Raw genomic sequence first — 13,322 nt, forward strand, 5'->3', positions numbered from 1 at the left:
CCGGACCTGGGGGCCGGAGCGCAGGCCGCGGGCCCACGCCCTTGCGTCAGTTTGGCCGGTGCGTGCCGAGGCGCTCGTGCACCCAGTCGTGGAAGGCGCCGATGTGGTGCTCGCTGGGCACGAGGACACCGCCCTTGGCGTACAGCCGTGAACTCATGCCGGGCTGGGTGCGCTCGCAGGCGTCGAAGTCCTGGCGGTTGACCCGGTCGAAGAGCTCCACCGAGCGGCTGACGTCCTTGCCGCTCTCCACCACCCCGGGCAGATAGAGCCAGTCGCACTCGACGATCGTGCGGTCGACGGCCACCGGGTACATACGGTGGAAGATCACATGGTCGGGCACGAGGTTGATGAAGACCTGCGGCTTGACGGTGATCGCGTAGTAGCGGCGGTCCTGGTCCGAGGACACGCCGGGGATGCGGTCAAGGCCCTCGGAGCCGTCGACCGTGAAGCCCTGGACCTCCTCGCCGAACTCGGCGCCGTGGCCCACGTAGTACTGGGCGGCGTAGCCGTCGGCGAACTCCGGGAGCACCTCGGTCAGTTCGGGGTGGATCGTGGCGCAGTGGTAGCACTCCATGAAGTTCTCGATGATGAGCTTCCAGTTCGCCTTGACGTCGTAGACGATCCGCTTGCCCACCGCGAGGTTGTCGATGTCGTAGTGCTCGATCGACTCCACGTCCCCGAGGCGGGTGATGACCTCGCCGAGGACGTCCTCCTCGAAGGAGGGCGGGTTCTCCGCCAGACAGACCCAGACGTAGCCGAGCCATTCGCGCACCGCCACGCCCACCAGGCCGTACTCGGTGCGGCCGACGTCGGGCATCTTGGTGAGGTTGGGCGCCGCGACGAGCTTGCCGTCGAGGTCGTAGGTCCAGGCGTGGTACGGGCACTGGAAGGCGCGCCTGACCTCGCCGGTCTCCTCGGTGCAGAGCTTGGCTCCGCGGTGCCGGCACACATTGAAGTAGGCGCGGATCGAGTGGTCGCGCGCCCGGGTGACGAGGATGCTCTCGCGGCCCACGTCGACGGTGCGGAAGGCGCCGGGCTTCGGCAGATCTGAGGCTCGGGCGACGCAGAACCACATCGTCTCGAAGATGCGCTCCTGCTCCTGGGCGAAGATGCCCGGATCGGTGTAGGAAGAGCCGGGGAGGGTGGCGATCAGGCTGTCCGGCAGGTTTGTCGAGGTCACGCTGCACTCCTCGGGAACGTCGTGGATCGGTCATTCACCCGCCGGGAAGAGCGACTTCGGACGGCGTTGGGTATCGGGCGTCGGGTGTGGTCAGGGCGCGGCGGCACTGAGCTGCTTGCGCCAGCGGGTGAACAGCCGGGGCTGGTTCATCCCGAGTGCGGCGACCGGCCGGCCGGCGCGCCGGTAGACGGCCAGGAAACTGCGGTCGTCGGTGGCGCCGTCCTCGACCGTGACGCTGTCGGCCCCGGCGGCGTGGCCGACGAACTGGATCTTCACGCCGTACTGGTCGGACCAGAAGTACGGCGGCCGGGGCACGCCCGGTTCCGTCGCGCCGTACGCGAGCAGCGTGGCCACGGCGGCATCGGGGCGTTCCAGCGCGCCGGTCCAGTGCTCGACGCGACGGTGGGTGCCGGTGTACGGGTCGTACCAGTTGGCGCAGTCGCCCACGGCGACCACACCGGCCAGGCTGGTGCGGCCGTCGGCGCCGCACTTCACTCCGTTGTCGAGCTCGACACCGGATCCCGCCAGCCATTCGACACAGGGGCGCGCCCCCACCCCGACGACGACCGTGTCGGCGGGCACGCTGCGGCCGTCCTCCAGCAGTACGGCGTCGACGCGCCGTTCTCCGCTCAGGCCCTTGACCCCGACACCGCACAGCAGCCGTACGCCGTGGTCGGCGTGGAGGGCGGAGACGATGCCGCCCATGACCTCGCCGAGCGGCCCGGCCAGCGGTGTCGGCGCCGCCTCGACGACCGTCACGTCGAGTCCGAGCGCGTACGCGGTGGAGGCGACCTCGGCGCCGATGAAGCCGCCGCCGATCACCACCAGGCGCCCGCCCCGGGCCAGTTCGTCGCGCAGGGCGCGGGCGTCGTCCAGGGTGCGCAGGACGTGCACGCCCGCGAGGCCCTCGGAACCGGGGAGCGTACGCGCGGCGGCGCCGGTCGCGAGGACCACGCCGTCCGCCCGGATCTGCCTTCCGTCGGCGAGCCGGATCGCCCGCTCGGTGCGGTCGAGGCCGGTGGCGCGGGTGCCGAGCACCCACTCCGCCGCCAGGTCCTCGTCGTCCCGCTCCAGCGCCAGATCCGCTTCGCCGATGGCGCCGGTCAGGAACTCCTTGGACAGGGGCGGCCTGTCGTACGGGCGGTGCGGCTCGTCGCCGATGAGGACGAGCCGTCCGTCGTACCCCCGCTTCCGCAGCGAGCGCGCGGCCGACAGACCGGCCAGCGAGGCGCCCACCACGGCGACGGTCCTCACGCGGGGCCTCCGGCCAGGCGGGAGGCGATACAGGGCGGCAGGTTGGGAGCCTCCGTGGACACCCGCACATAGATCATGCCGTCCTCGACGACGACCTCGTGGGTGCGGACCGGGAGCTTGGCCGGCGGGGCGTCGACGGCACCGGTCCTCAGGTCGAACTTCGAGGCGTGCAGCGGGCATTCCACCTCGCAGCCCTCCAGCCAGCCGTCGGCGAGCGAGGCGTCCTGGTGGGTGCAGGTGTCGTCGATGGCGAAGAGCTCGCCGTCATCGGTGTGGAACACCGAGACCGGCGGGTCGATGTCGAGCCGGTGGGCCTCGCCTCGCGGCAGATCCGCGAGTCGGCACGCGGGAATCATCATGACACCTCGGTGCGTATAGCGAAACGGATTGCGATTAGCGCAACGCCAGTCTGCGGGCCGTGCTGAACCCTTGTCAAGGTGTCCAGGGGCCGGTTCGAGGCGGTTGCGAGGGCCTGTTTCCGGGCATGCCGAAGCACCCCGGACAACAAGGCCGAGCAGGCGGAACGGGCGCCGCACAGGGGGTGCGACGGCGGTCAGAAGCCGCGGTCGACCCACTCCTGGAGGTGCGGCGCCTCGGCGCCGATGGTCGTGGTGTCCCCATGGCCCGTATGGACGACGGTCTCGTGCGGCAGCGCGAGCAGGCGCCCCCTGATCGAGTCGATGATGGTGGGGAAGTCGCTGTACGACCGCCCCGTCGCCCCCGGTCCGCCCGCGAAGAGCGTGTCGCCGCTGAAGAGCGCCATGAGATCGGGCGCGTACAGACAGACGGCTCCCGGGGCGTGACCGGGGGTGTGCAGCACGGTCAGCAGCGTCCCCGCGACCGTGACGGTCTGCCCGTCGGTCAGTTCACCGTCCGGCGCCCGCTCGGGGTGGGTCTGCTTCCACAGCGGCAGATCGTCGGCGTGCAGCAGGATCGGTGCGCCGGTGCGGGCGGCCAGCTCGGGTGCGGCGTCGATGTGGTCGTTGTGGGCGTGGGTGCACAGGATCGCGCGCAGGGCGCGTCCGCCGAGTGCCTGGACGACGGCGTCCGCGTCATGGGCGGCGTCGATGACGACCGCCTCGCTGTCGTCGCCCACGATCCACACGTTGTTGTCGACGTCCCAGGTACCGCCGTCCAGGGCGAACGTCCCCGAGGTGACGAGGCGTTCGATGCGCGCGGCGGCCATCAGAAGACCACCACCGAGCGCAGGACGTCACCGTGGTGCATGCGCTCGAAGGCCTTCTCGACCTCGTCCAGGGCGATGGTCTCCGTCACGAACGCGTCGAGGTCGAGGCGGCCCTGCAGATGGAGGTCGATGAGCATCGGGAAGTCGCGGGAGGGCAGGCAGTCGCCGTACCAGGACGACTTCAGCGACCCGCCCCGGCCGAAGACGTCCAGCAGCGGCAGTTCCAGCTTCATCTCCGGGGTGGGCACGCCGACGAGCACGACCGTGCCGGCCAGATCGCGGGCGTAGAAGGCCTGACGGTACGTCTCCGGCCGCCCCACCGCCTCGATCACCACGTCCGCGCCGAAGCCGCCGGTCAGCTCACGGACCGCCTCGACCGGATCGGTCTCCTTGGAGTTGACCGTGTGGGTCGCGCCCAGCTTCCTGGCGGTCTCCAGCTTGCGGTCGTCGAGGTCCACGGCGATGATCCTCGCCGCCCCGGCGAGCCGCGCTCCGGCGATGGCGGCGTCCCCGACGCCGCCGCATCCGATGACGGCCACGCTGTCACCGCGTCCGACGTTGCCGGTGTTGATCGCGGCGCCGATGCCCGCCATCACCCCGCACCCCAGGAGCCCGGCGACGGCAGCGGACGCCGCCCGGTCCACCTTGGTGCACTGCCCGGCCGCGACCAGCGTCTTCTCGGCGAAGGCCCCGATGCCCAGGGCGGGCGAGAGCTCCGTGCCGTCGGTCAGCGTCATCTTCTGCTCGGCGTTGTGCGTGTTGAAGCAGTACCAGGGCCGGCCGCGCAGACAGGCCCGGCACTGGCCGCACACCGCTCGCCAGTTCAGGATCACGAAGTCCCCGGGCGCCACCTCAGTGACCCCTTCGCCCACGGACTCCACCACGCCGGCCGCCTCGTGCCCCAGAAGAAAGGGGAAGTCGTCGTTGATGCCGCCCTCGCGGTAGTGCAGATCGGTGTGGCAGACGCCGCAGGCCTCGACCTTGACCAGCGCCTCCCCGGGACCGGGGTCGGGCACGACGATCGTCTCCAGGCTGACAGGGGCGCCCTTGCCCCGCGCGACAACGGCACGAACCTGGTGGGTCATGTCCACTCCTCGGCTGGTACGGGTCGGGATGTTGCTCATTACGGCACACATCTCACGTGTCGCAACACAGCATCGTGGAGCACCGTGCCCCGGTCAAGGATCGGGATGCGCCTCTCGCAAACGGACGCCCGGGCAAGGCCCGGAACGCCCCGTGCCTACGATCCCGGTATCAGGAAGGGGATCGAATGGACGGGGATCGAATGGACCGGGATCGAATGGACCGGGACATCCGCACCGTGGAGGACGTACTCAGGCTCCTGGACGGCCTGTTCGCGTCGGGGGCCGACCGCTGGACCGCCCGGGCGGCCTCCTGGTGGGACGACTTCTACGCGGACCGGAGCAAGCCGGTGCCGTTCTTCGCGACGAAACCGGACGAGAACCTGGTCTCGTACCTGGACCGCGGCCTGATCAGACCAGGTCGCGCCCTGGACCTGGGGTGCGGCCCGGGCCGTAACGCGCTGCATCTCGCCTCGCTGGGCTTCGCGGTGGACGCGGTCGACCTCTCCCCGGCGGCCATCGCCTGGGCCCGTGACCGTGCCCACGAGACGGGTGCCGACGTCCACTTCCATTGCGGCGACGCCTTCGCCTCGACGGGGGCCGCGCTCGACGGCCCGTACGACCTGATCTACGACTCCGGCTGCTTCCACCACCTGCCGCCGCACCGCCGCATCAGCTATCTCGCCCTCCTGGACCGGCTCCTCGCACCCGGCGGCCTGTTCGCCCTCACCTGCTTCGCGGCCGGTGCCATGGGGTCAGAACTGTCCGACACCGAGCTGTACCACCGCTCCAGCCTCCAGGGCGGCCTCGCCTACACACCGGAGTCCCTGCGCTGGATCTTCTCCGACCTGACGGCCGTCGAACTGCGCCGCATGCGCGACGAACCCTCCGACTCCCCCCGCTTCGGCGAGCCCTTCCTCTGGACGGCACTGTTCCGCCGCGACGCGCAACCCCGCACGGCCGCGGACTGTTGGTCGATCCGATGACCGCTCTCGCTGTCGATCCGGGACGACGGCGGTTACCTGCCGGGTAATCGCCCACGCGGCCACGCCATGACACGATCTTCGGTGTACGGAGCCCGACCGACCGACCGGAAGGACACCATGCCCGCCTACGCGATAGCCCACCTCCAGGAAGCCACCCCGCACCCGGAGATCGCCGAGTACATCGAGCGGATCCCCGCGACCTTCGAGCCGTACGGCGGCCGCTTCCTCGTGCACGCCGCACAGCACGAGGTGAAGGAGGGCAGCTGGCCCGGGCACGTGGTGGTGATCGCCTTCCCCGACATGGCCGAGGCGCAGGCGTGGTGGGACTCACCCGCGTACCAGGAGATCGCACCGCTGCGCTCACGCCACATCGAGGGCGACATCATCCTCGTCCCGGGCGTCCCGGAGAACTACGACCCGACAACCACCGCCAAGGCGATGCGCGAGGCGATGACCGCCGAGTAGCCGACCGATCATCCGGGGGCCGGTCCGGCCCCCGCCCCCGTGGGTCAGACGCGGTCGAGTGGCCGATGCGGTTCGGCCGGCAGCTTTGCCTCGATCGTGTCGCCCGGGCGCACCACGCCGCCCCGCTTCACGATGCTCATGATTCCGGCCTTGCGTACGACGTTGCCGGCGTCGTCGCGGCCGACGACCCGTTTCAGCAGCCCCTGGCGGAAGTTGTCGATCTGTACGCACGGGTTGCGCAGGCCGGTCACCTCGATCACTGCCTCCTCGCCGATGCACAGCAGCGTGCCCACCGGCAGGCTCAGCAGGTCGATGCCACGGGTGGTGACGTTCTCGCCCAGCTGACCGGGCGCCACCTCGAAGCCCGCCTCACCCACCTCGTCGAAGAGTTCCTCGTGAATGAGGTGGACCTGGCGCAGATTCGGCTGCGTGGGATCGACCGCGACGCGCGAGCGGTGCTTGACGGTCACCCCGGCGTGCACATCTCCCTCCACACCGAGCCCGGCGAGCAAGGTGATGCTCGCGCGGTTCGGCTTCGTGAACGAGTACTGACCGTTGCTGCTGACCGCTGCCACGATTCCGTTCAACTCCGGACCCCCTCTTCGAAGCACAGACCTTCGGGATCCTAACCAGCTGCTGCAGCCAACTCCCTTCTTTCAATTCTTACTTCATCTCTTGACGAAAGTGGTCCAGACCTTTAGGTTCACCGGTCAGCCCCGCCTCACGAGTGCGCCTTGCGTTCACAGGATGAATGCGCTGGCGCCTCCACCCCCACGAAAGGCCGTCCCCCGCCATGGCCAGACCTCTTCCCCTCCCCGCTGTCTCCGCATCCCTAGCCGTAGCCGCGCTCACCCTCTCCACCGGCCTCCTCACCGCCTCCCCGGCACAGGCCGCCACCGGCACGATCACCGGTCTCGCGGGCAAGTGCCTCGACGTCGCCGGGGCCAACTCCGCCGACGGCACGGCCGTCCAGCTCTACGACTGCAACGGCACCGCCGCCCAGCAGTGGACCGTCGGCACCGACGGAACCATCCGCGCCCTCGGCAAGTGCCTCGACGTCACCGGCAATTCCACCGCGAACGGCGCCAAGGCCCAGCTGTGGACCTGCACCGGCGGCCCGAACCAGAAGTGGACGGTCACCGCGGCGCACGACATCGTCAACCCGCAGGCGGACAAGTGCCTGGACGTCACCGACAACTCCTCGGCCAACGGTGCGCGGGCCCAGATATGGAGCTGTACGGGCGCCGCCAACCAGAAGTGGACAGCGCCCGCCGCGGGAGGGACCGATCCGTCCGCGCCGATGGCCGTGGCGCCGTACCTCTACAACGGCTGGGGCAGCCCGCCGAGCCCCACCACCATCACCAACGCCACCGGCGTGAAGTGGTTCACGCTCGCCTTCGTCCTCAGCAACGGCTACTGCAACCCCCAGTGGGACGGCAGCCGCCCGCTGACCGGCGGGGTCGACCAGCAGACCGTCAACACCGTGCGGGCGAACGGCGGTGACGTCATCCCGTCCTTCGGCGGCTACAGCGGCAACAAGCTGGAGAGCTCCTGCTCCAGCGCGGGCGAACTCGCCGCCGCCTACCAGAAGGTCGTCAACGCCTACGGTCTCAAGGCGATCGACATCGACCTGGAGGCCGACGCGTACAGCAACCCGACGGTGCAGCAGCGCACCGTGGACGCGCTCAAGACCGTGAAGGCCAACAACCCCGGCCTGAAGGTGTACATCACGATCGGCACCGGGCAGAGCGGGCCCGACACCAGCCTGATCAACCGCGCCGCGTCCGCCGGTCTGACCGTCGACGCCTGGGCCATCATGCCGTTCGACTTCGGCGGGGCCGGCCAGAACATGGGCAACCTCACCACGCAGGCGGCCGAGGGCCTCAAGAACGCGCTGAAGAACGCGTACCGCTACAGCGACGACCAGGCCTACCGGGACATGGGCATCTCGTCGATGAACGGCATCACCGACCAGAACGAGACGGTCACGGTCAACGACTTCCGGACCATCCTCGCCTACGCCCAGCAGCACCACCTGGCGCGGCTCACCTTCTGGTCCGCCAACCGCGACCGCCCCTGCACCGGCGGCCCCGCCGACAGCTGCTCCGGGGTGGGCCAGTCCGCCTGGGACTACACACGGGTCTTCGCCGCCTACACCGGCTGATCCTCCGACTCCCCCACCGGCCATCCCTTCAGGCTAGGAGAACCCGTGTTCCGCCTCCCACCCCCCGCTTCCCCGCACCGGGGCAGATCCCTCGCGGCCGCTCTGGCCGCCACGGCAGCCGCGGCACTGCTGACGGCGGCTCCCTCGCACGCGGCGGCCGCCGCGCTGCCCACCGGCTTCGCCACCGTCATCAACGCGGCGAGCGGCAAGTGCCTCGACGCCAAGGCCGCCGCCACCGCGAACGGCACCGTCGTCCAGCAGTACGCCTGCAACAACTCGGGCGCCCAGCAGTGGAGTTTCACCGGCACGAGCGACGGCTACGTCCGGATCAACAACCACAACAGCACCAGTCAGGTCGTGGACGTCACCGACGTCTCCACCGCCGACAACGCGCCTCTCCAGCTGTGGAGTTACGGCGGCGGAGCCAACCAGCAGTGGCTGCCCGTGGACGAGGGCGGCGGCGCCTACCACTTCGTCAACCGCAACAGCGGCAAGTGCCTCGACGATCCCGCGGCCTCGACCGCCGACAGTGTGCAACTGGTGCAGTACACCTGCAACGGCACCGCCGCGCAGCGCTTCCAGGTGGTCCCCGTGACCCAGTCCCCGAGCGACCCTGACCTCGGTCCGAACGTGGTCGTCTTCGACCCGTCGATGTCGTCCTCGACGATCCAGAGCAGGCTCGACTCCATCTTCCGCCAGCAGGAGAGCAACCAGTTCGGCTCCCAGCGCTACGCCGTGATGTTCAAGCCGGGCACCTACAGCGCCGACGTCAACGTCGGTTTCTACACCCAGGTCCTGGGGCTCGGTCTGACGCCCGACGCGGTGTCGGTCAACGGCGCGGTGCACGCCGAGGCCGACTGGTTCCAGGGCAATGCCACCCAGAACTTCTGGCGTGGTGCGGAGAACCTGTCCGTCAACCCGGCCGGCGGCGGCGACCGCTGGGCCGTCTCCCAGGCGGCGGCCTACCGCCGTATGCATCTGCGGGGCAACCTCGCCCTCGACGACGGCGGCTGGTCCAGCGGCGGCTACCTCGCCGACAGCAAGGTCGACGGCCAGGTCGACTCCGGCACCCAGCAGCAGTGGCTGACGCGCAACTCCCAGCTCGGCAGCTGGACCGGCTCGAACTGGAACATGGTCTTCGTCGGCAGCCAGGGCGTACCGGCCACCAGCTTCCCCAAGCCGCCCTACACGACGGTGGCCCAGAGCCCGGTCACCCGTGAGAAGCCGTTCCTGTACGTGGACGGCGCGGGCGCGTACCAGGTGTTCGTGCCGTCGGTCCGCACCAACTCCACGGCGACCAGCTGGGCGGGCGGCAACCCCTCCGGCACCTCACTGCCGCTGAGCCAGTTCCATGTGGTCAAGCCCGGCGCGACCGCCGCACAGATCAACGCGGCCCTGGCGGCGGGCCAGAACCTCCTGGTCACCCCGGGCGTCTACCACCTGGACCAGACCCTGAAGGTGACCCGCCCCGACACCGTCGTCCTGGGCCTCGGTCTCGCCACCTTCGTCCCCGACAACGGGGTCACCGCGATGACGGTCGCCGACGTCGACGGTGTGAAGATCGCGGGCCTGCTGTTCGACGCGGGCACGACCAACTCCTCGACCCTCGTCGAGGTCGGCCCGACCGGCTCGTCCGCCTCCCACGCGGCCGACCCGACCTCGCTGCACGACGTGTACTTCCGCGTCGGCGGCGCGGCCGTCGGCAAGGCGACCACGAGCCTCGTCGTCAACAGCGACAACGTCATCGGCGACCACATGTGGATCTGGCGCGCCGACCACGGCAGCGGCGTCGGCTGGACCAGCAACACCGCCGACACGGGACTGGTGGTCAACGGCGACAACGTGACGATGTACGGCCTGTTCGTCGAGCACTTCCAGAAGTACCAGACCGTGTGGAACGGCAACGGCGGCCGCACGTACTTCTACCAGAACGAGATGCCGTACGACCCGCCCGGCCAGTCGGCCTGGATGAACGGCTCCACCCAGGGCTACGCCGCCTACAAGGTCGCCGACTCCGTCACCAGCCACCAGGCCTACGGCCTGGGCAGCTATTGCTACTTCAACGTCAACCCGAGTGTGACGGCCGCGCGCGCCATCGAGGCCCCGAACACCGCGAACGTCCGCTTCACCAGCATGGTCACCGTCTCACTCGGCGGCACGGGCACCATCTCCCACGTCGTGAACAACACCGGAGGTCCGTCCAACTCCACGACCAATGTGGCCAACCTGACCAACTACCCGTAGACCGGACGGGGCCGGGACAGGATGCCCCGGCCCCACACGGCACTCACGCGCCCCGGGTCACATCTGCGCAGGAGTGTCACACAGACTGCACACAGCCCCGCGAAAGCCTCGCTAGCGTTCCTGATCGATCGATTCCCACGTGCGAACACGACCAGGTCGCGGCCGAGCGGGCCGACGGCGCAGCCAACCCAGGAAGACCGCAGATGGACTACTGCTCCTCGTGTCGTCGGCATCTCAACGGCGCCCTGGTGTGTCCCGGATGCGGCGCCTATGCGCCGGACATAGCCCCGCCCTCGGCCCTGCGTCCCGCCGTGCCGTCGTGCGAGAACCCGGCCACCGCCCACGGCCGGCCGGACTTCGGCCCCGGTGACACGGCACCCGTCGCGGCCCCTGCGCAAGACATCGCGGCCGAGGTGGCACCCCCCGCGCCGCAGGGCCGGGCCGCGCGGCGCCGCCAGCTGGCCCGGTGGAAGAAGAACAAGCGCCGCGCCGCCGTCGCCACGGCCGTCGCGATCGTGGGCGGCGGCCTGACCGTCGCCTCCCTGGACCGTCACTCCGCCGACCGGGCACAGGCGGCCACGGCACCGGAGAACAACCCGACCGGTTCCGCCCAGGAACCGACCGTGGAGCAGACCCGCCCGGCGTCGACGCCACCGCCCGGCAGGCATCGGTCCGCGCACCCCACGCCCCCCGCACAGCCGCTCCCCGCCAACGCCCCGCATCAGCAGTCCGCCGCCGCACCGGACCCCACCTCGCCGACGATGACGCGTCCGGACGCCGCCACCACGCCTCGGCCGGCGACTACATCGGCTCCGAAGGCGCGGGCCGCCTCTGCGGCCACCGGCTCTGCGGCCACCGGCGACACCGGCACCACGGCTCAGCAGCCGTCCACGCCGGCACCCACGCAGACCGGCGGCACCGGCTCGGGCACCTCGCAGACGAGCCCCTCACCGGCGGCGACCTCGCCGTCCGAGCTGTGCCTCCTCGTGGTGTGCCTCGGCTGAACAGGGCGCCTCCTTCTTGCTCAGGAAGCGCTTGAGCCGTGTCCTGGGCCAGGTGTTGATCACGTCGTCCTTGGTGAGCCAGCCGCGCTGTGCCGTGCCCACCCCGTAGCGCATGTTCGCCAGGTGGAGGGCGGCGTGGGCGTCGCTGTCCACGGCGAACTTCACCCCGTACCGCCGGGCCCGCAGGATGTCCTCGTCCCGCAGGTCGAGCCGGTGGGGGTGGGCGTTGATCTCCAGGGCGGTGCCGGTGCGCGCGCAGGCGGCGAAGATCTCGTCGAGGTCGGCGTCGACACCCGGCCGTTTGCCGACGATACGGGTGGTGGGGTGGCCGATGATGTTGACGTACGGGTTCTCACAGGCCCGTACGATCCGGCGGGTCATCGCCTCGCGGCCCTGGTTGAAGTGCGAGTGCACCGAGGCCACGCACAGATCGAAGCCGGCCAGGAACTCCTCCGGCCAGTCCACCGCGCCGTCGGGGTCGATGTTCAGCTCCACACCGTGCAGCAGCCACATCCCGCCCCGTCGCCCCCGCGTGCCGTAGCCGTCGAGCTCCCGTACGCGCTCGCGCTGCGCCAGCATCCGCTCGTCGGTCATGCGCTGCATGTACAGGTTCGGTCCATGATCGGTGATCGCGTAGTAGGCATAGCCGCGCTCGGCGGCCGCCGCGACCATCTCCTCCAGCGGGGCGAGTCCGTCGGTGAGGTCGGTGTGCGTGTGCAGGTCGCCCCGGATGTCCGCCTCGCTCACCAGGTCGGGCAGTTCGCCGCGCAGTCCGGCCTCGATCTCCCCGCGGTCCTCGCGCAGTGTCGGCGGGATCCAGGGCAGGCCGAGCCGGGCGTAGACGTCCTCCTCCGTCTCGGAGACGATCTTCTCTCCGCTCTCGGCGTCGAAGAGCCCGTACTCGGAGAGCTTCAGGCCTTGGTGCACGGCCAGTTCCCGGGTACGGATGTTGTGCGCCTTGGAGCCGGTGAAGTACTGCAGCGCGGCTCCCCAGGAGTCCGGCGGGACGACGCGCAGATCGACGGAGAGGCCCTTGGTGGTGCGGATCGACGTCTTGGTCCCGCCGTGCGCGATGACCTCGGTGACGTACGGCAGCTCGGTGAACGCCCGCATGAGCGGCGCCGAGTCCTCGGCCGTGGCGAGGATGTCGATGTCGCCGATGGTCTCGCGGACGCGACGCAGTGAGCCGGCGTAGGCGCAGCGCCGGCAGCCGGTCACCTCGGACAGCGCGCCGGTGATCTCCTCGGCGAGGTCCATGGCGACGTCGAGCAGGACACGGTCCCCGGTGGAGTGCAGCAGTTCTATGCCGTGGAGGATGTTCTCCTCCGTTCGCGGTCCGAAGCCCTTGAGATCGCGCAGCCGCTCGGCGTGGATGGCCTCGGTGAGCTCGTCGACCGACGAGATGCCCAGCTCCTCGTAGAGCAGGAGCGCCTTCCTCGGTCCGAGGGTGGGAATGGCGGTCAACTGCCGTACTCCGGCCGGGATCCGCGCCCGTAGCTCGTCCACGGCGGAGATGCGGCCGGTGCGGAAGTACTCGACGACCTTCTCGGCGATCGACTTGCCGACGCCGGGGATCTCCCGCAGGCCCTTGGCGTCGAGGTCACGGACGTCGGCGTGGTGGCCGCCGATCGCGCGGGCAGCCTTCTCGTAGACGCGTGCCTTGAAGGCGTCTCCTCCGGTGATCGAGATCAGGTCGGCGTACTCCTGGAGCAGCGCGGCGACCTCGTCATTGGACCGGGCCACTCCTCCAGGGTAGG

General features: G+C 70.1%; 12 protein-coding genes. 5 read left to right on the forward strand and 7 right to left on the reverse strand.

What is annotated here, in order from left to right:
- Positions 1-46: 46 nt before the first annotated feature.
- The 5 genes from ACFY1J_RS27035 to ACFY1J_RS27055 all read right to left on the reverse strand — a co-directional run bounded on the left by ACFY1J_RS27035 (position 47) and on the right by ACFY1J_RS27055 (position 4,705).
- On the reverse strand, positions 47-1,180 hold the full coding sequence (locus tag ACFY1J_RS27035) for an aromatic ring-hydroxylating dioxygenase subunit alpha (RefSeq protein WP_390709551.1): 1,134 nt from the start codon (positions 1,178-1,180) through the stop codon (positions 47-49).
- Positions 1,181-1,270: 90 nt separating this feature from the next.
- Entirely contained in the window at positions 1,271-2,434 is a 1,164-nt protein-coding gene (locus ACFY1J_RS27040) for an NAD(P)/FAD-dependent oxidoreductase (RefSeq protein WP_390732122.1), read from the reverse strand.
- On the reverse strand, positions 2,431-2,793 hold the full coding sequence (locus tag ACFY1J_RS27045; RefSeq protein WP_390709553.1) for a bifunctional 3-phenylpropionate/cinnamic acid dioxygenase ferredoxin subunit: 363 nt from the start codon (positions 2,791-2,793) through the stop codon (positions 2,431-2,433). The genes ACFY1J_RS27040 and ACFY1J_RS27045 overlap by 4 nt, the downstream gene beginning before the upstream one ends.
- 194 nt (positions 2,794-2,987) lie before the next feature.
- Entirely contained in the window at positions 2,988-3,620 is a 633-nt protein-coding gene (locus ACFY1J_RS27050; RefSeq protein ID WP_390709554.1) for an MBL fold metallo-hydrolase, read from the reverse strand.
- A complete protein-coding gene (locus ACFY1J_RS27055) occupies positions 3,620-4,705 on the reverse strand; it encodes an S-(hydroxymethyl)mycothiol dehydrogenase (RefSeq protein WP_390709555.1) in 1,086 nt (361 codons plus the stop codon). Before ACFY1J_RS27055 ends, ACFY1J_RS27050 begins: the two co-directional genes overlap by 1 nt.
- Positions 4,706-4,920: 215 nt before the next feature.
- Here ACFY1J_RS27055 and ACFY1J_RS27060 point away from each other — a divergent pair, with 215 nt between their 5' ends.
- A complete protein-coding gene (locus tag ACFY1J_RS27060) occupies positions 4,921-5,688 on the forward strand; it encodes a class I SAM-dependent methyltransferase (RefSeq protein WP_390732169.1) in 768 nt (255 codons plus the stop codon).
- A gap of 117 nt (positions 5,689-5,805) precedes the next feature.
- Positions 5,806-6,153 (forward strand): DUF1330 domain-containing protein, encoded by a 348-nt coding sequence (locus ACFY1J_RS27065; protein ID WP_390732123.1) that lies wholly within the window; start codon positions 5,806-5,808, stop codon positions 6,151-6,153.
- Between the two features lie 44 nt (positions 6,154-6,197).
- Here the strand turns inward: ACFY1J_RS27065 and ACFY1J_RS27070 are convergent, their stop codons facing one another.
- Positions 6,198-6,728, reverse strand: coding sequence for an MOSC domain-containing protein (locus ACFY1J_RS27070; RefSeq protein ID WP_390709691.1), 531 nt, complete (start codon positions 6,726-6,728; stop codon positions 6,198-6,200).
- A gap of 218 nt (positions 6,729-6,946) precedes the next feature.
- Here ACFY1J_RS27070 and ACFY1J_RS27075 point away from each other — a divergent pair, with 218 nt between their 5' ends.
- The 3 genes from ACFY1J_RS27075 (at position 6,947) to ACFY1J_RS27085 (ending at position 11,565) form a co-directional block, all read left to right on the forward strand.
- Positions 6,947-8,317, forward strand: a complete 1,371-nt coding sequence (locus tag ACFY1J_RS27075; RefSeq protein WP_390732124.1) for a lectin — start codon at positions 6,947-6,949, stop codon at positions 8,315-8,317.
- 45 nt (positions 8,318-8,362) lie between these two features.
- The gene (locus ACFY1J_RS27080; protein ID WP_390732125.1) at positions 8,363-10,561 is read left to right on the forward strand and encodes an RICIN domain-containing protein; all 2,199 of its coding nucleotides are present in this window, start codon (positions 8,363-8,365) and stop codon (positions 10,559-10,561) included.
- A 203-nt stretch (positions 10,562-10,764) separates the two neighbouring features.
- Complete coding sequence (locus ACFY1J_RS27085) at positions 10,765-11,565, forward strand: hypothetical protein (protein WP_390732126.1); 801 nt, start codon at positions 10,765-10,767, stop codon at positions 11,563-11,565.
- On the opposite strand, the gene polX is transcribed toward ACFY1J_RS27085, so the two are convergent.
- Positions 11,509-13,308: a DNA polymerase/3'-5' exonuclease PolX gene (gene polX / locus ACFY1J_RS27090; RefSeq protein WP_390732127.1), complete on the reverse strand. Its 1,800-nt coding sequence runs from the start codon at positions 13,306-13,308 to the stop codon at positions 11,509-11,511. The genes ACFY1J_RS27085 and polX overlap by 57 nt on opposite strands.
- Positions 13,309-13,322: the final 14 nt, after the last annotated feature.

Source organism: Streptomyces sp. NPDC001406 (genome assembly GCF_042895285.1).
Taxonomy (GTDB): domain Bacteria; phylum Actinomycetota; class Actinomycetes; order Streptomycetales; family Streptomycetaceae; genus Streptomyces.